Annotated in this window: 17 protein-coding genes and 1 rRNA gene; 11 read left to right on the top strand and 7 right to left on the bottom strand. The window is 46.0% G+C overall.

Annotated elements, in window-relative coordinates; translation table 11 throughout:
• Nucleotides 1-199 precede the first annotated feature (199 nt).
• Together K6Y21_RS04780 and rpmE are read right to left on the bottom strand one after the other, a co-directional pair.
• Nucleotides 200-1,444 carry a malic enzyme-like NAD(P)-binding protein gene (locus tag K6Y21_RS04780; RefSeq protein ID WP_233070627.1) on the bottom strand — a complete coding sequence of 415 codons (1,245 nt, stop codon included), beginning with the start codon at nucleotides 1,442-1,444 and terminating at the stop codon, nucleotides 200-202.
• Nucleotides 1,445-1,646: 202 nt separating this feature from the next.
• The gene (gene rpmE / locus K6Y21_RS04785; RefSeq protein WP_233070628.1) at nucleotides 1,647-1,859 is read right to left on the bottom strand and encodes a 50S ribosomal protein L31; all 213 of its coding nucleotides are present in this window, start codon (nucleotides 1,857-1,859) and stop codon (nucleotides 1,647-1,649) included.
• A 213-nt stretch (nucleotides 1,860-2,072) separates the two neighbouring features.
• On the opposite strand from rpmE, the gene priA reads away from it, so the two are divergent.
• From priA to hslU, 5 genes are all read left to right on the top strand, one after another.
• On the top strand, nucleotides 2,073-4,268 hold the full coding sequence (gene priA, locus K6Y21_RS04790; RefSeq protein WP_233070629.1) for a primosomal protein N': 2,196 nt from the start codon (nucleotides 2,073-2,075) through the stop codon (nucleotides 4,266-4,268).
• A gap of 110 nt (nucleotides 4,269-4,378) precedes the next feature.
• Nucleotides 4,379-6,127, top strand: a complete 1,749-nt coding sequence (gene argS, locus K6Y21_RS04795; RefSeq protein ID WP_233070630.1) for an arginine--tRNA ligase — start codon at nucleotides 4,379-4,381, stop codon at nucleotides 6,125-6,127.
• On the top strand, nucleotides 6,127-6,714 hold the full coding sequence (locus K6Y21_RS04800) for an SPOR domain-containing protein (RefSeq protein ID WP_233070631.1): 588 nt from the start codon (nucleotides 6,127-6,129) through the stop codon (nucleotides 6,712-6,714). Before argS ends, K6Y21_RS04800 begins: the two co-directional genes overlap by 1 nt.
• Nucleotides 6,715-6,847: 133 nt before the next feature.
• A complete protein-coding gene (gene hslV / locus K6Y21_RS04805) occupies nucleotides 6,848-7,372 on the top strand; it encodes an ATP-dependent protease subunit HslV (RefSeq protein WP_233070632.1) in 525 nt (174 codons plus the stop codon).
• Between the two features lie 57 nt (nucleotides 7,373-7,429).
• On the top strand, nucleotides 7,430-8,764 hold the full coding sequence (gene hslU, locus K6Y21_RS04810) for an ATP-dependent protease ATPase subunit HslU (protein WP_233070633.1): 1,335 nt from the start codon (nucleotides 7,430-7,432) through the stop codon (nucleotides 8,762-8,764).
• A gap of 36 nt (nucleotides 8,765-8,800) precedes the next feature.
• On the opposite strand, the gene K6Y21_RS04815 is transcribed toward hslU, so the two are convergent.
• Entirely contained in the window at nucleotides 8,801-9,556 is a 756-nt protein-coding gene (locus tag K6Y21_RS04815; protein ID WP_233070634.1) for a S1C family serine protease, read from the bottom strand.
• A 109-nt stretch (nucleotides 9,557-9,665) separates the two neighbouring features.
• Here K6Y21_RS04815 and K6Y21_RS04820 point away from each other — a divergent pair, with 109 nt between their 5' ends.
• Both K6Y21_RS04820 and K6Y21_RS04825 read left to right on the top strand, forming a co-directional pair.
• Nucleotides 9,666-10,625 carry a patatin-like phospholipase family protein gene (locus tag K6Y21_RS04820; RefSeq protein ID WP_233070635.1) on the top strand — a complete coding sequence of 320 codons (960 nt, stop codon included), beginning with the start codon at nucleotides 9,666-9,668 and terminating at the stop codon, nucleotides 10,623-10,625.
• Nucleotides 10,626-10,777: 152 nt separating this feature from the next.
• Nucleotides 10,778-11,200, top strand: coding sequence for an META domain-containing protein (locus K6Y21_RS04825; protein ID WP_233070636.1), 423 nt, complete (start codon nucleotides 10,778-10,780; stop codon nucleotides 11,198-11,200).
• A gap of 2 nt (nucleotides 11,201-11,202) precedes the next feature.
• Here the strand turns inward: K6Y21_RS04825 and K6Y21_RS04830 are convergent, their stop codons facing one another.
• Together K6Y21_RS04830 and K6Y21_RS04835 are read right to left on the bottom strand one after the other, a co-directional pair.
• On the bottom strand, nucleotides 11,203-12,858 hold the full coding sequence (locus tag K6Y21_RS04830) for a DUF2813 domain-containing protein (RefSeq protein WP_233070637.1): 1,656 nt from the start codon (nucleotides 12,856-12,858) through the stop codon (nucleotides 11,203-11,205).
• A gap of 119 nt (nucleotides 12,859-12,977) precedes the next feature.
• Entirely contained in the window at nucleotides 12,978-13,328 is a 351-nt protein-coding gene (locus K6Y21_RS04835) for a hypothetical protein (RefSeq protein ID WP_233070638.1), read from the bottom strand.
• A 175-nt stretch (nucleotides 13,329-13,503) separates the two neighbouring features.
• Between K6Y21_RS04835 and K6Y21_RS04840 the strand changes: the two genes are divergently transcribed.
• From K6Y21_RS04840 to K6Y21_RS04850, 3 genes are read left to right on the top strand one after another with little or no spacing between them, the layout of a single operon-like run.
• Nucleotides 13,504-14,961: a sensor histidine kinase gene (locus K6Y21_RS04840; RefSeq protein ID WP_233070639.1), complete on the top strand. Its 1,458-nt coding sequence runs from the start codon at nucleotides 13,504-13,506 to the stop codon at nucleotides 14,959-14,961.
• A complete protein-coding gene (locus K6Y21_RS04845; protein ID WP_233070640.1) occupies nucleotides 14,958-15,581 on the top strand; it encodes a response regulator transcription factor in 624 nt (207 codons plus the stop codon). The genes K6Y21_RS04840 and K6Y21_RS04845 overlap by 4 nt, the downstream gene beginning before the upstream one ends.
• 5 nt (nucleotides 15,582-15,586) lie before the next feature.
• Complete coding sequence (locus K6Y21_RS04850) at nucleotides 15,587-16,705, top strand: anhydro-N-acetylmuramic acid kinase (protein WP_233070641.1); 1,119 nt, start codon at nucleotides 15,587-15,589, stop codon at nucleotides 16,703-16,705.
• On the opposite strand, the gene K6Y21_RS21445 is transcribed toward K6Y21_RS04850, so the two are convergent.
• A complete protein-coding gene (locus K6Y21_RS21445; protein ID WP_432757976.1) occupies nucleotides 16,702-17,061 on the bottom strand; it encodes a DUF3624 domain-containing protein in 360 nt (119 codons plus the stop codon). The two genes, K6Y21_RS04850 and K6Y21_RS21445, sit on opposite strands and share 4 nt — an antisense overlap.
• Here K6Y21_RS21445 and K6Y21_RS04855 point away from each other — a divergent pair.
• Entirely contained in the window at nucleotides 16,986-17,519 is a 534-nt protein-coding gene (locus K6Y21_RS04855) for a DUF4124 domain-containing protein (RefSeq protein ID WP_233070642.1), read from the top strand. The genes K6Y21_RS21445 and K6Y21_RS04855 overlap by 76 nt on opposite strands.
• A gap of 370 nt (nucleotides 17,520-17,889) precedes the next feature.
• On the opposite strand, the gene rrf is transcribed toward K6Y21_RS04855, so the two are convergent.
• Nucleotides 17,890-17,973, bottom strand: a 5S ribosomal RNA gene (gene rrf, locus K6Y21_RS21450); the annotation flags it as partial.

The raw sequence follows: 17,973 nt of genomic DNA on the forward strand, positions 1-17,973 counted from the left end.
CTTAAGTTCTACCAAAAAGCCCTTCATTCGAAGGGCTTTTTTATTTTCAGCCATAAACACGGCTCAGGCCACACCAATTCAATGATGGATTATCGCCAATCTAAATAGAGCAGAAATACTTTAAAAGTTATATTAAGGTGGCCAGATTTGGTTGACCACTACACAGTTATTTACTTCATATATTATCTTGACGCTTGAGTTACCCCTGCATATACCCCTGCGGCATTTCTATCTGCGCCACCCCAGAAGTCACCGCCGCCTCAGCTACGGCTCTGGCGACTTTAGGGAGCAAACGCGCGTCCATTGGCTTAGGGATAATATAGTCACGCCCAAAGCTTAAGGCCTTGTCACCACTAGCAGCCAACACTTCAGCTGGTACAGGCTCTTTAGCGAGCTCACGAATGGCATGAACGGCTGCTACCTTCATTTCATCGGTAATAGCACGAGCACGAACATCTAAGGCGCCTCGGAAAATAAACGGGAAACACAAGACGTTATTAACTTGGTTGGGGTAATCACTGCGCCCCGTCGCCATGATCAAATCGTCACGTACGCTGTGAGCCAGTTCTGGTTTAATTTCAGGATCTGGATTTGAACATGCAAATATAACTGGGTTTGACGCCATTAATGCGACGGCTTCAGCGGGCAACACATCCGGGCCAGAAACACCAACAAACACATCCGCACCGGCAATCACATCTTCTAAAGTGCGTTTGTCAGTATTGTTAGCAAATAGCTTCTTATATTCGTTTAAGTCTTCACGACGCGTGTGGATCACACCTTTGCGATCTAACATGTAGATCTTCTCTCGCATCGCGCCACATTTGATCAATAGCTCCATACATGCGATCGCGGCAGCCCCTGCGCCCATACACACTATGGTCGACTCAGCGATGTCTTTACCTTGTATTTCTAGCGCATTGATCATACCCGCTGCGGTGACGATGGCGGTGCCATGTTGATCATCATGGAACACGGGAATACTACAACGTTGCACTAATGCTTTTTCTATTTCAAAACACTCAGGTGCCTTGATGTCTTCGAGGTTAATGCCACCAAAGGTATCGGCAATATTCGCCACCGTATTAACAAACTCTTCCGCAGTGCGGTGCTTAACCTCAATATCAATCGAGTCGAGCCCTGCAAAACGTTTAAATAATAACGCCTTACCTTCCATCACAGGTTTTGACGCCAGCGGACCTAAGTTACCCAAGCCCAAAATCGCACTGCCGTTGGTGATAACCGCGACAAGATTACCCTTACCTGTGTAACGGTAAACCTCATCTGGGTTCATGGCGATCTCTTTTACTGGCTCAGCCACACCTGGGCTATAGGCCAGCGCAAGATCTTTGGCTGTTTCAGCAGGTTTAGTCAGTTCAATGCTAATTTTACCTGGCGTAGGTAAAGCGTGATAATCAAGGGCTTGCTGGCGCGCATCTGTCATGATGTTAGGTCCAATATCCTGTTTCGGAAAAAGAAAGTACTAAAATTAAGAAATGTGATGATAGTCAAGTATTGGCCAGATTCCCAGCAAAAACAAACGGGAATGATTCAATCGCTATAATAGTGAGCAGATGTTAAAACGAGGTAAATTTTAGGCATAAAAAAAGGCGCTAAGCGCGCCTTTATTTGAACATTTTGCAAGCTTACTTCTTGCCAAGTACTGCAAAACGCTTCTTGAATTTGTCAACACGACCACCAGTATCAACAACACGTTGAGTACCAGTGTAGAATGGGTGACATGCACCACATACGTCTAGGTTTAGATCTTTACCAACGGTAGACTTAGTTGTGATTACGTTGCCACAAGAACAAGTCGCAGTCACTTCTTTGTATTCTGGGTGGATACCAGCTTTCATAGGGATAACCTCATCAGGGCCGTGTCGCCATCTGGTCAAATTTTGCCAGATACCACACGTCATTAATAAAGTGCAAATATGCACGTGAAATTTAGGGTGCGAATAATAATCCATCAATTGCAAGCTAGCAAGCTTTGCTTTGCGATATTTGCACTCTTATTTTAACTAGCTTGCCGTTACACTAAGCCCAGTTAACTTGATTGCGAAGCGACTATGATTTGTACCCTAGCCTTACCTGTGCCCCTACGTCGACATTTTGATTATCAGATCCCTGAAAGCTGGCAGGTTGAGGTTGGCTGCAGGGTCAAAGCCCCCTTTCGCAATAAAGATAAAATTGGCTTAGTGATTGAGGTAAAGACCACCAGCGAATTTGATATCGCTAAATTAAAATCCCTGACTGAAGTGATTGATACTCAGCCAATCGTACCGCCAGCTATGCTTAAGCTATTCCAATGGGCCAGTGACTACTATCATCACCCGATTGGCGATGTCATTGCACAAGCCTTGCCAGCCCTACTAAAACAAGGTGAACCCGATCAATTAAAGCCCACTCCCCTATGGCAGCTAACTCCGCTGGGATTACAGGCCGAACCAAGCCAATTCAAACGCAGTCCAAAACAACTCATTGCATGGTCCCTACTAAAAGGAAAAAGCCTAACCAGCAGTGAGCTCAATTTAGCTGAGGTCAGCTCCGCTACCTTAAATGCCCTAGCCAAAAAAGGACTGGCCGAGAAAACCCAACAACAAGCACTATATCAGAGGGATTGGTATACTGACTTTGGGCTCAGTGAAACCAAGCCTGAGCTCAATTCCGAGCAAGCCGTTGCCGTGGCTAGTATTAACAGCGCAGATAAATTTGCCTGTTACCTACTTGAAGGCGTCACCGGTAGCGGTAAAACCGAAGTATATTTGAACCTGATCGAACACGTGTTAAGTCAGGGCAAGCAAGCGCTGGTGTTAGTACCCGAGATTGGCTTAACACCGCAAACCGTGGCCCGCTTTAAATCACGCTTTAACGTGCCTATTTATTTGGTTCATTCAGAGCTAACGGATCGCGAGCGTTTAGACACGTGGCTACACGGTCGTGAGGGCAGTGCTGCCATCGTCATTGGCACGCGCAGTGCCATTTTCACCCCGACACGTCACCTTGGTATCATCATCATAGACGAAGAGCACGATAGCTCGTTTAAACAACAAGAAATGTTTCGCTATCATGCCCGCGACTTGGCCGTGATGCGCGCTATGCGCGAACAAGTCCCCATAGTGCTGGGCTCGGCGACGCCGTCGTTAGAAAGTTTAAATAACGCCTTAACCGGTAAATATCATCATTTAAGCCTCAAGCAACGCGCCGGCAATGCCCAACACGCACGTCATTACTTGCAAGATATTAAAAATGTGTCATTGAGCGCCGGCCTATCACCGCAACTGATGGAGCTAATGCACAAACACCTAAAGCAAGGCAATCAGGTGATGCTGTTTTTAAATCGTCGCGGCTATGCGCCAGCCTTGCTGTGTCATGAATGCGGTTGGCTGGCCAAATGTCAGCGCTGTGACGCCTTTTACACTTGGCACCAAGGCGATAACGCCATGATTTGTCATCATTGTAATAGCCACCGAAGCGTGCCTTATCAATGTGAGGATTGTGGCTCAACGCAATTGGTTGGCGCGGGCGTGGGCACCGAGCAACTCGAGCAAACCCTTGCTGAGCTATTTAGCCAATACAAAGCGGTGCGTATTGATCGCGACAGCACCCGCCGCAAGGGCAGCTTAGCCGACTATTTAGACGGCATTCAAAAAGGCGAATATCAAATATTGATCGGCACGCAAATGCTCGCCAAGGGACACCATTTTCCCGATGTCACCTTAGTTGGCATCCTCGATGTGGATAGCTCATTATTTAGCAGTGATTTTCGCGCCCCAGAAAAACTGGCTCAACTGTTTACCCAAGTTGCGGGGCGGGCAGGACGCGCTAGCAAACCCGGCCAAGTGGTATTACAAAGTCATCATCCCGAGCATTATTTACTGCAAGATCTGGTCAATAATGGCTATCAAGACTTTGCCCGCAGCGCCCTCACCGAACGCCAAGATGCCTTGCTGCCCCCATTTTCCTTTCAAGCCTTATTTCGCGCCGAAGCGACTTATGCCAACTTGCCTCTCACCTTTCTCGAAGAGATGAAGGCTATCTTTGAGCCTTACGTCCAGCAATACCCGCAAATTGAGTTGATTGGGCCAATGCCAGCCATTATGGAACGCCGCGCGGGCAAGTATCGCTTTCAATTGTTAATTCAAGCGCCTAACCGAGCGCTGATTGCGGGTTTACTCGGCTCATGCATGTCTGAGGTGGAAAAAATAAAGTCAGGGCTCAAAGTGCGTTGGTCTTTGGATATTGACCCAACCGACTTTATTTAAACCCGTCCTTCGCTTGCCTTGCGCCCGTTTCCGTTCTGGTTTTCGCGGCGCAGACACGTTAAAATCAGGCTCTTATTTTTTTAGTCTCGATTTATTGGCGGTCATCCTGAATGAAACAGCAACTTCAACAACTACTTGAGCAAACAGTCGCATCCCTAAAGCAACAAGGCATTATCCCAGCAGAAGCTGAGCCTCGCATTCAAGTTGACCGAACCAAAGACAAAGCCCATGGTGATCTAGCCACTAACCTGGCAATGATGCTCGCCAAAGCAGCCGGTAAGAACCCGCGTGAATTAGCGCAATTGATCATCGACAACCTCCCAGCGTCAAGCCTAATCACTAAGGTAGATATCGCAGGCCCAGGTTTTATCAACTTCTTTTTAAACCCAGCTTGGTTAGTCGAGCAAATTGAGGTGGCGCTGGCGGATGAGCGCCTAGGCATAAATCAAGTCGAAGCCCCACAAACGATTGTGGTGGATTACTCATCGCCAAACTTAGCCAAAGAAATGCACGTGGGTCATTTACGCTCATCTATTATCGGTGACGCCGTAACACGCACCCTTGAATTTCAAGGCCATCACCTCATTCGTCAAAACCACGTAGGTGACTGGGGCACTCAATTTGGCATGCTGCTCGCCTATATGGAAGAACTACAAGCCAAGGGTGAAGAGATCGATTCTAACCTTTCCAACTTAGAAGTGTTCTACCGCGCCGCCAAGCAACGTTTTGATGAATCAGAAGAGTTTGCAACTCGTGCGCGTAACCTAGTGGTTGAACTACAAAGCGGTGATGAGCATTGTAACAAGCTATGGCGTGAATTTAACGAAGTGAGCTTGTCACACTGTCAAGAAACCTACGACCGTCTGGGCGTTAGCCTTAAGCGCAGCGACGTTCGCGGTGAAAGTGCTTACAATGATGATCTGCCACAAGTGGTGGCCGACTTAGACCAACTTGGTTTATTACAACAAGACCAAGGGGCAAACTGTGTCTTCCTTGAAGAGTTCAAAAATAAAGAAGGCGAGCCACTGCCGGTGATCATCCAGAAAAAAGACGGTGGTTACCTATACGCAACCACAGACTTAGCTGCAATGCGTTATCGTCAAAAAGAGCTTAATGCCGATCGCGTGTTGTATTTTGTTGATGCTCGCCAAGGCTTGCACTTCCAACAGGTGTTCACCGTTGCACGTAAAGCCAACTTTGTTAAGCCGGAAACCAGCCTAGAGCACATGCCATTTGGCACCGTGATGGGCGAAGACGGCAAACCATTTAAAACCCGCTCTGGCACAGTGGCCAAGCTAGCGGATCTTTTAACCGAAGCGCAAAATCGTGCTTACGACTTGGTTAAGTCGAAAAACCCAGACATGGCAGAGCAAGACTTGCGCAATATTGCCGATGTCGTGGGCATTGCCTCGGTGAAATATGCTGATCTGTCGAAGAACCGCACCAGCGATTACATGTTCAGCTTTGATCAAATGCTGAGCTTTGAAGGCAACACGGCGCCTTATCTGTTATACGCTTACACCCGAGTGGCGAGTGTGTTTGAAAAAGCGGAGATCCAACCCGAGCAGCTAACGGGTCAAGTGATCTTAGGCCATGAAAAGGAAACGGATCTCGCGGGCAAACTCGTTCAGTTTAATGAAGTGATCGCCAGCGTAGCACGCCTAGGTTACCCACATTTATTATGTAACTACTTGTACGAGTTAGCGGGATTATTCTCAAGCTTCTACGAAGCCTGTCCAATATTGAAAGCCGAAGATGAAGCGCAAAAGCAAAGCCGCTTGAAACTGGCTTGGTTAACAGCGCGCACCTTAAAGCAAGGCCTAAACTTACTTGGCATTGATACTTTGGAGCGTATGTAATGGCACGGGACTACGTCGGTAATCAACCGAAAAAACGTAAAAGTAATACCAAGCGTAGTCCTGCCAAGTCTGCTGGACCAAAGCGCCTGCCCATCGTTGCTATTGTCCTAGCCACATTGGGATTATCGGGCTTTGGTTATTTTCTTTACAGCATCAGTGGCTCAGCGCAACAAGATGAAGTCAGCGAACCTATAATCAAACCGACTCCCAAACCAAAACCGAAGACAAGCGCAACCGAAAAGCCCTTGCCTGAAAAACCAAAAGAGAAGTGGGATTACATTGAGCAACTAGAAAATAAAGAAGTGGAAGTGGATGTACCCGATGATCCACCGCCCGCGATTCCGTATCAGATGCAATGTGGTTCATTTAGAGCCATGGATCAAGCTGAAACACTCAAAGCAAAAATTGCTTTTCAAGGTTTAGAAAGCCAAGTGCGAAAAGTAAATGGCAACTCAGGAATTTGGTATAAAGTGATTTTAGGGCCATACGAGCGTAAGCGCTTAGCACAAACCGACTCACATAAACTCAACCGAGCCGGCATTCGCAACTGTCAAATCTGGCAGTGGCAAGGTCCCCTGCCAAAATAAACCAACCCTCCCCACTTAGGTGGGGATTTTTTTAGGGAAAAACCCTCACCACGCTTGAAAATGCACTCTCCCTCCCCCATCTTGTTTTTTATCTTGCAAGTTATCTTGCGCTTGAATACTGATGAGGTATCCCGTGACTACGATAGTTTCAGTTCGCCGTGGTAATAAAGTGGTAATTGGTGGCGATGGCCAAGTCTCCCTAGGCAATACAGTAATGAAGGGTAACGCCCGTAAAGTTCATCGCCTTTATAATGGTCAGGTTTTGGCTGGATTTGCCGGTGGCACCGCCGACGCATTCACCCTGTTAGAGCGCTTTGAAGCCAAACTCCAAGCTCACCAAGGTCATTTAGAGCGTGCCGCGGTTGAACTCGCCAAAGATTGGCGCACCGATCGCATGCTGCGCAAATTAGAAGCCTTGCTCGCCGTTGCTGACAAAGAAAAGTCTTATATTATTACCGGCAATGGTGACGTGGTGCAGCCTGAGCATGATTTGATCGCCATTGGCTCAGGGGGCGCATTCGCCCAATCTGCCGCTCTTGCCCTACTTGAAAATACCGACCTAGAAGCCGATGCGATTGTTGAAAAAGCGCTAACGATTGCGGGCAACATTTGTGTTTATACCAACACCAACCAGACCATTGAAGTACTGGAATACTAACCCATTTTTGTCAGCTGACCCGTTACACTCAGCTGGCCCTAAAACAGGATTGATATTATGTCTGAAATGACGCCGAGAGAGATAGTAAGTGAATTAGATGACCATATCATAGGTCAAGACAACGCCAAACGAGCGGTTTCAATTGCATTGCGTAACCGCTGGCGTCGTATGCAATTAGAGCCTAGCATCCGCCAAGAAGTCACGCCCAAAAACATCCTAATGATAGGCCCAACGGGTGTAGGTAAAACCGAAATTGCTCGCCGTTTGGCAAAACTCGCTAACGCACCTTTTATTAAGGTAGAAGCCACTAAGTTCACCGAGGTGGGCTATGTCGGTAAAGAAGTCGAAACCATCATTCGCGATTTAGCCGATGTCGCCCTAAAGATCACCCGTGAACAAGAAATGGAAAAGGTGAAATTTCGCGCCGAAGAACAAGCGGAAGAGCGTATTCTTGATGCCCTGCTACCACCAGCCAAAACCAGTTGGGATAGCAGTGATAACAAACCGGAAGATGGCCATGCTCGTCAAGTATTTCGCAAAAAGCTGCGCGAAGGCCAGCTTGATGATAAAGAAATCGAGATAGAGGTTGCGGCGCCACAAGTAGGCGTGGAAATCATGGCTCCTCCGGGCATGGAAGAAATGACCAACCAATTACAAGGCATGTTCCAAAACCTGTCGGGCAACAATACCACCAAGAAGCGTAAGCTAAAGGTGAAAGAGGCCCTTAAAGCCTTAGTCGAAGAAGAAGCGGGCAAACTGATTAACCCAGAAGAGCTCAAAGAAAAAGCGATTTTTGCTGCGGAAAACAACGGCATCGTCTTCATTGATGAAATCGATAAGATTTGTAAACGTGGCGACAGTTCAGGCCCAGATGTGTCTCGCGAAGGGGTTCAGCGTGATTTACTCCCCTTGGTTGAAGGCTCAACCGTGAGCACCAAACACGGTATGATCCGCACCGATCATATCTTGTTTATCGCATCAGGAGCCTTCCAAGTCGCGAAGCCATCGGATTTGATCCCTGAACTGCAAGGTCGACTGCCTATACGCGTTGAGCTAGAGGCCCTCAAAGCCGACGATTTTGTCCGTATTTTAACCGAGCCACACGCTTCATTAACCGAGCAATATGCTGCCCTAATGGCAACCGAAGGGGTTAAGGTTGAATTTACCGAAGAAGGCATTCGCCATATCGCTGATGCGGCTTGGCGTGTCAATGAGAAAACAGAAAACATAGGTGCACGTCGCTTACATACCGTGATGGAGCGTCTAATGGAGTCCTTGTCTTTTGACGCATCTGATCGTGATGGTGAAAGTATCATCATTGATAAAGATTATGTTATAAAAGCCCTAGACGAACTCGTTGAAGACGAAGATCTCAGTCGTTTTATTCTGTAATCGAGAAAGAAACAAGGCCGTGCAATACGGCCTTTTTTATTTCAACAAGGCTTTCGCATAACGAATAGGAATGGCATAGGAGATGCCGCTCGGATGGGTTAATGCGGCTTCCTTTGAGCCTTGCACAAAAACTTTATTAATCACGCCTATCACTAACCCTGTCTCAGGATCGTATACCGGGCTACCACTATTGCCAGGGTAAGCTGTCGCATCTAGCTGAAACACCTTGTATGGTTTACGTAACTGCTTAATCATTTGTGGCGTAATTTGTTGACTACTGATTTGTGGCGTCGCAATCGGCGTGATCGCCGATATAATGCCACGATGAGTCGCAGCATAGAGCCCCAAAATCGCGCCAATAGGATAACCGGTGAAGGCAATACTTTGCCCTTCGCGAACATGACTATCATTTCCGAGGCGCAGGGGCGTTAATTTTACCCCCTTTACTTTCAATATCGCTAAATCATGTACTCGGTCTGACGCAATCAGTTCGGCATCATATACCTTAGGCTTACGGCCCTGGCCGACAAACACCACCAACTGCTCTCGTTTACTGGCGTTAAGATCACTGGGCACCACATGATAGTTGGTCACGATTAAACTGCCGTCACCCACCACAAAGCCGGTACCACTGAACTCGGATTGGGGGCTGCCGATAGGACTATGACTTCCCACCGCAACAATGGATGCCTTAACTCGCGCGACCGTGTTCGCCAAGTTAGCAAAGGCGGTTTGGCTAAAGCCCAAGTGTATGATCAACAAAGCGACGCTTAAATGCCGTACACAATTCATTTTTTTGCCTGTTTTGACAAAGTATTAAGCTAAGTTTAGCCGATCGTATCGGGCAAGAATTGAAAATTACTCCATACTTTTAATATGTCGATGCTGGAGTTGTCTCTACATGAATCAAGCAAACAATCATCATAATCGGGAAATGCCCCCTGGCTCAGAGTCTTCTTCTTTCGTCGGTTCCAGCTCATCCCCCTTGAGCACAACACCTTGGCCACAGACGAATGGTAATACGGGTGAGCGCTATTTAGTGCCCATTTTTGCGGGCGGAGGCACTCGCCTGCCCGCTCATATTGGTATTTTACAAGCCCTTCATGATTTAGAAGTGCACTTTGATCACCTTGTTGGCGTGTCTGGTGGCAGTATTATCAGCTCGCTGTATGCCAGTGGCTTAAGCCTAGACACAATAAAAGGCATCGCATTAGACACCGACTTTGAGCAGTTCAAAGGCTTTTCTTTACTCAGTTTGCTGCGTAACGGTGGGCTATGCTCCGGTGATAAATTTGAAGCTTGGTTAGACCATCAACTCGGAGGTAAGCGCTTTGCCGATCTCCCTATTAATCTGCATGTGGTCGCCACCGACGTACGCTCCGGCACCCCCGTGGTGTTCGATGCACTGAATACACCCAATGAAAAAGTATCCCGTGCGGTTCGCTTTTCCATGTCTATCCCACTCATTTTTGCCTTTAAGCCTTACGAGAATCATTTGATGGTGGATGGCAGTATTCTCTCTGAAGATGCCTTACATCAAGACTGGGCGGAGAATGGCACGCCGGTGATTTGCTTTCGTCTACGCGGTGATGGCGATACTCACCCCATCAACACCAATAAGCTGTTTCCTTTAGCCTCATATATTTCCTTGCTAATCAGAACCTTTATGACCACGATTTCAAGAGAATACGTAAATGAAAAGTTCTGGCATCGAACCATAGTCGTTAACACGGGCAACACCTCCCCGGTTGATTTTCATATGTCGATGGAAGACAAGAAGCGACTTTATACGATAGGCTACGACACCGCGGTGAATGTTGTCCCTTTAAAAATATGGCAGCAACCACAGCAAAAAAAATAGAGACATAATCTATTTCAACAAGATATATTGGAATGTAAATATAAAATACATATAAAAATCAGCATAATCCTAAATTTAGTCAACCCCGATACTGTATTACTCTGTTTACATAGCAACAAACTATTTCCTATTGATAATTATTGGAGTGACTTATGACATTACGTCTTCTTCCCCTAGCCGCAGCCACCCTTTTCCTTAGCGCATGTGCAAGCAATGATACTCATCAAACCGTAAGCGTAGAGGACATCACAGGACAAAAGTGGCAATTAGTCAGCGTAGATGGGGAATCCATTACACCGCTTGGTAATAAAATACCGCAATTGCAATTAGACACTTCCCTAAAGGCTAATGGTGTAGCAGGATGTAATAACTTTTTTGGTCAAGCACAATGGCAAGATGGCCAATTGAAGATTGAAAATATGGGCATGACCATGATGATGTGTCCAGAAGGGTTAGATCAAATTGAGCAAAAAGTCAGCGCGACCTTATCCCAATGGAGCACCGCGAGCTTAGAGGGTAATCAATTAACCTTAACAGGTAACGAGCACACGCTTATTTATCAATACGAAGATTGATCTTAACCGGCTTGACTCCTTGCTAAGGCGATAAGGCGATTCAACATACGTCTTAGCAATAACGGCACTGAATCTCGTCCGTTTAATTCAACCGCTTCGGCAATGGCTAACGCTAAACGAGGTTTAGAGCTTCGACCTATCGCCTTATCAATGACCTTAGTGATCCCGAGCTTATCCAGCTCGGGTCGCTTCACTTTGCCTTGGCGTAAATACACATCACTAAAACCATTGTTGAACAAAAAATGTTCAATATCCTTGTCGGGTAAACAAGTTAACCGCTCTCTAAGCCCCTCATGCCCAAGCAATGCCTTAGCCTGCGCACTGTATTTTTTACCCGCTTCGTCACCATCGGTTAATAAGTGCCATTCGATACCAAAATCCTTTGCGACCTTAATCAAAGGCGGTAAACCACATTGAGCAAACTCAACGATGCGCACTCCCTCGGCAGCAAAACTAAAGCCACATACTCGGGCCAGTTCCGTCAGTAGCCAGAGTTCAGTTTCGCCTTCAACCAATAGCCAACACCGCGCGAGTAAACTCGCAGGGCGATTGATTCTGACATGGAATGCGATCCGCCTAAATTCATCACTGGCAAACATGGCTTCATTCAAAGTGTGTACTAACGTTCTATCAAAATGGCGCACAAGGCGAACAATATCGTCTAACTTAAAGGCCGCCAATAAGTCACATGAATTGGTGGTCACCAACTTTTGAATCGGAAGTTGATCCAAAAAAGCCCAACTAGTGAGTAGATTAATGGGGTGTAAGCGGGCTTCGGGATCTTCAACCAATAAGATTGGACTACTTCCTCTGCGCAGCAAGCTTGGCCCTCGCGCCCTTAAGAAAGAGCCGAGTAATACCAACAAAGCGGCCCGGTTATGTTTGCCAGCCGTGACTTTTAACAACTCACTGAAATCGTCAATCGCACGAAATGAGATCGGCTTTAAGCCCATTTCACGTACTTTTCGTGGCTGGCTAGGTTGATCGGCTAAGGTAAAGCGGGGGGTTAAATAGTGTTCAAAAAGATACTTGGTCGCCATGATGGCTTGCTTCAGTTCTCGCTCGGGCAGTGGTTGCGAGGAAGCATGCAAGCGAAGCACAGTCTTTTCCACTAATAGCTCAGATTGAATGCGTTCCGAAGTATCTGCAATATCAGACATCCATGGCTGCAGGCTGCACTCTTGACTGATCCTTAACACAGGAAAGAATGACATTAATTGCTTGGCTAGCTCATTGGTATTCTCAAGGGCTAACACATCCCCTTGACTATTGAGGAAAGCACGCTGGGTATGGACTTGATTATCTTCACCTAAACTGCCTTCGACTTGGTAGTAAATACGCTTTTTGTATTTAGGGGCACCTATCCACAACGGGGCAATAGATCGAAATCGCGCGCGTAGATGTTGACCAACATGCGCTTCCTCGAATGTAAGCACTAGGGTGATTTGGCGATGAGTTATCTCTGTTTCAGGCGCAACATGAAAGTCTTCTAGGTGAAATTTGTATAAGCGCTGAGCACTATTGAGCAGCAAGCTTAAGGCATCTAATAGACTGGACTTACCCCACGCATTTTCACCGATTAAGACGCAAGTCGACGATAACTCAAGTGATAACCTCGCGATACCTCTGAATCCGACTATCTCTATATGCTTAAGCAAACTTACCTCGACGACCAACAGCCCTACTATGACTTATAACCGAAAAAACTGAAGTTGGGTAAGTAAAAAATAAAAAACTGCGCGATCAAGCACTTGCTTGTAGGCGATAATTCGGAGGCTTAATGGTTTCCGTACTGATGACCCAATGCCATTAACTTAGTTGATTGAATTTTATCAGGTAGCGCCTCTTTTGCCCCCACCTGCATGGCTTGAACAGCTTGATTCACTCCTTTACACTCGGTCACCACTACATTAACATCCTGAGCAATATCTGGATATTGTTCGATTAGTGATACAATTGATCCGCTATCTAATTGAAATGTTGACACAAGCATCGCTAAAAGTGACTTTTTCTGGTCAAGAACAAATTCAGCAGTCGATTTATACTGCTTAATTTCAATATCAGAAGACTCCAGCCAAGTGGAGAATACATCAGGCACGCTTTGATAGCCTAACAAGCCAATTTTCATGATTAATGTCTACATGATGAAGTGATAGGTTAATGATAAGGGCGAATAACGCACTTCTGAATTAGGGATTTCCCATAGGTTAACCCGAAAGTTAACGATTTAACCATAGGTTAATCCAGGCATTAGCCCATAAACAGTAATCATACGCACACCCATATTTTAAGGGGGGGAAAACTTGAAAACCATCTATAAAGACAGTGTGTTGGCAAAGAAGCTCATCATTGGCACCGTGCTTTGTAGCTCAATTATCACCCTTATCCTCACTTCCATCACCTTGTATACCCAATACTCACGCGATATCAACCAGTTGAATCAGTCCGAGCAGATTATTAAAAATTCATTGTTGAATAGCTTAAGTGAAAGTATTTGGGATTACGATGATAAACTCATTCGGTTGCAACTTGAGGGAGTCCTCAGCCAACCCTATATCGTCAAAACACATCTCGCCCTCGTCGACGGTCAACGATTTAGTTCAGGCGTTATCGAACATGACTGGGTGAAGGTATATAGCTTTCCAATTCACCATCAACATCGAGACAAGCAACGAGAGCTCGGCATACTCACTGTCACTGCCGACCTTCATGATATTTATCAAGAGCTGGTCAATGCCGCAGCGATGACATTGCTGTTCAATGCGATCAAAACCTTCGCTGTTATGCTGTTTATGCTATTTCTTATCGATAGATTAGTGGGTCGCCACCTCGTTAAAATTGTGGCCAACTTAGAGCGGGTAACGCCAGATCAACCACCGCATCCAATCCAACTCAACCGCACCGGCAAACAGCAACCCGATGACATGGATAAATTGGCCATCGCCATCAATGCGATGCAACAAAGGTTGTTCGATGCCCATCAAGCAGAGCGGCTAGCCAGCCAAGAGAGGGCTCAGCTACAAGAAAAAATAATCAATCAAAATCAACAGTTAGCACAACTTGATCGCGTTTTTACTATGGGCGAGATGGCCACCTCTTTAGCCCATGAGTTAAATCAGCCCTTAGCCAGCATTACTGGATTTGCCGATATCTGTAAGCGGCTCGTAGGCCAAGATCCAATCAACACCCCGATGGTTGAAAAAACCTTAGAGAAGGTATCCAGTGAGGCCATGCGCGCCTCTGAAATCATAAGACGCACACGAGAGTTTGTAAGAGATCGAACACCACAACGTGGCTCACATAAAGCCACCCTGCTAGTCGCAGAATCTATCGCCATGCTGCAAGATATGGCAACAAAAACGCAAGTTAAAATTGACTTTGAAGCGCAGTCACCTTCCCCTTCTATGGACGTGGACAAGGTGCAATTACAACAAGTGCTGATTAACCTGATACGCAATGCCATCGAAGCATTAAAACAACAACACGATGCGCAGGTGAAGGTCAGGATAGAAGAACTTAATCAAATAGTCATGATTCATATCGCCGATAATGGCCCAGGTTTGGCACCCAAAGTGATGCAAAACCTATTTAAGCCTTTTATCACCACAAAAGAACAAGGAATGGGAGTTGGCTTGTCGATTTGTCATAGTATTATTGAAGCCCACGGCGGCAATATTATGGTGACTAGTGAAGCAAACAAAGGCGCTTGCTTCTCAATACAACTGCCATTAAGTCCAAATCAGGAGAGTGCATCTAAATGAGCCAAGAAAGCCCGATTATCTATATCATAGATGATGATGAATCCATCCGAGAAATGCTTGAAATGATGGTTGCCAGCGTCGGCCATCAGTTTAAAAGCTACAGCGACGGTCAGCAGTTTCTCGACGACTTTGAAGAACAACATGGCTGCATTTTGCTAGACATCCGAATGCCGGGCCTGTCCGGAATGGTGGTACAAGACAAATTAAACGAACTTAATGCACTCTTACCCATCATATTCATCACCGGCCACGGTGATATCGCAATGGCTGTTGAGGCGATGCAAAAAGGCGCCTTTGACTTCATGGAAAAACCATTTCGTGAGTTTGAGCTGTTAGAAAAAATCGACAAAGCCCTCGCCCAAGACAAAGAGCAACGCCATGATCTTACTAAAAAACATGAAATAGATCAGCGTATCGCCTCTCTGACTAAGCGAGAGCGCGAGATTATGGACTTGGTCGCTCAAGGCCATGCCAATAAAGTCATCGCGATCGATCTTAATATTGCACAAGGAACCGTGGAAATACATCGCTCTCGCATCATGAGCAAAATGAAAGCGCGTAGCCTAGCGCAACTCATGCGCATGCTCATGGTTGCAGGCGAACTCAAAGGTGATGACTAAACACCATGGCAAATGCGCATAATAAACATCAATACTATATAGGGTTGATGTCAGGCACCAGCCTAGACGGTGTGGATGTTAGCATCGTCAATTTCGCATCTTGGCCAATTGAGCCCATTTATAGCCAAACTTTTGAGCTCCCAAAAGGTATGAAAGAGAGTATATTAAGCATTTGCCAAGGCCAGTCTCTCACCTTGTTACAACTTGGCACGCTAGACCATCAAATCGGCCTGTTTCACTCTCAATGTGTGGATAACACACTTTACCAAGCCGGGATTTCTGCAAAAGAAGTCATCGCTATAGGAAGCCATGGCCAAACCGTATATCATCATCCCAGTGGTGATTTCCCCTTCACACTGCAAATCGGCGATGCCAATATCATTGCCGCGCAAACCAACATTACCACCGTCGGTGACCTTCGCCGTATGGATATGGCATACAAAGGCCAAGGCGCACCGTTAGTCCCCGCATTTCATCAGGCTATTTTTACGCCAGAACAAGGCACCAATATCGTGTTAAACATTGGTGGCATTGCGAATATTACAGTGCTGAGACAAGAACAAGCCACCGTTGGCTACGATACCGGGCCTGGTAATATGTTAATGAACGCTTGGATCGAGGAGGAACTGAACCATCCCTATGACAAAAACGGGCACTGGGCGGCTCAAGGAAACCTGATCCCGGAGCTGCTAGAGACATTGCTGCAAGATCCTTACTTTGCATTGCCTGCTCCCAAAAGCACAGGTAGAGAACATTTCAATCTAGCTTGGTTAAAGCAGTATTTACAGCCCGAGTATCGAAGCGTTGATGTTCAACATACCTTGATGTATCTCACCGCACAAACCATTGCCGATCAAATCAATTTATTTAGCGGGGTAAAGCGAGTCATTATCTGCGGCGGTGGTATTCACAACCACACTCTATTCGAAACACTTAAGAAATTGTTGCCTGGACGGCAAGTGATCTCCAGCATAGAGTATGGAATGGACCCCAACTATGTCGAAGCGATTGCCTTTGCATGGCTCGCTAAACAACGAGTCGATAAACAGGCTGGCAATCTACCGCACGTCACCGGCGCACAACAAGCAGCCATCTTAGGCGCGATATATGAGCCAACAACCTAGCTCTTATTCGTTAAATGGCGCACTAACCAGACTAAAATATGAAGTAAGAATAAACTCCCAGAAGCGACAGCGAAAAACATTGCAGCAATAGCTTCAACACTGTTGGGCTTATCTAAATAATACCAACTCGCAGCACTCAAAAAGAACAATAGACCTGTTTGAAACATACAAGCATGACATCGACCTAACTTCTTAATAAACCAATCACTGCAACGCTGACAATTCATAAAAAAAACCTTATCCTTATAAATTAAATTGTTGCTCAAGGAAAGATAAAGGCATGAAACAAAAATATAACTTGTTGTTATTGATAGCATGTTTTGCTCACAGCGCCCATGCTGACAAGGTATATACATGGGTTGATGATAATGGCGTTGCACACTTTTCTCAAGATAAGCCAAAAGGTGTGAATGCCAAACAAGTGCAATTTGTTGCTCCGCCACCCGTTGATGAACTGCCAGCTGCCAGCACAGTACAAACGAGTAATGATGACAATAAATCAGATGAAATGATTTCAGGCAACTGGATAACATCGCCAAGTACACTGCGTAAATCAACCCTGATCCTTAAACCAAATCGGCAATTTAGCTATCAATCTCTTAACGATCCGAAAAACTCCGTTGATCTTATCGGCACCTGGCATTATGAAGAGGGATTTCTTCAGCTCCAAGTGAATAAGAAAATCGTCCTAAAGCGTGGGAAAAAGTCAGAAAGCTATGAAAATGAGCCTATTGATGTACAAGTGTTACAATTAACAAATAATAAAATGAGCATCATGATTGACGATCAAAATATCGACTTAGCTCGATTTTAAGCTATATCCTTAATTTCGGCTCCTCAATCCTTCTCACCCGTATCAGGATCTTTAGAGCCGAGCTTGCTCGGGGAAGAGCCGTATCAAGTTTTCTTTTCAGTAGACGAAAATAAGCCCAAGTCATTTGATTCAGGTTTAGTGTGGGAGCATGATAAGAGGGGTGTCCTACTCTGCTTTGTTGCTGGTCTTTAAGGAGAGATGTTGCTTTCAGCAGACGTAAATAAGCCCAAGTCATTCAACTCAGGTTTAGTGTGGGAGCATGATAAGAGTGGTGCCCTACTCTGCTTTGTTGCTGGCCTTTTAGGAGGGATGTTGCTTTCAGCAGACGTAAAAAAGCCCAAGTCGTTAGACTCGGGCTTTCTTGTTTGGAGCTTGGCGGTGTCCTACTCTCACATGGGGAAGCCCCACACTACCATCGGCGCTGCTGCGTTTCACTTCTGAGTTCGGCATGGAA

Source organism: Motilimonas eburnea, assembly GCF_021295345.1.
Classification (GTDB): Bacteria; Pseudomonadota; Gammaproteobacteria; order Enterobacterales; family CBDFNC01; genus Motilimonas; species Motilimonas eburnea.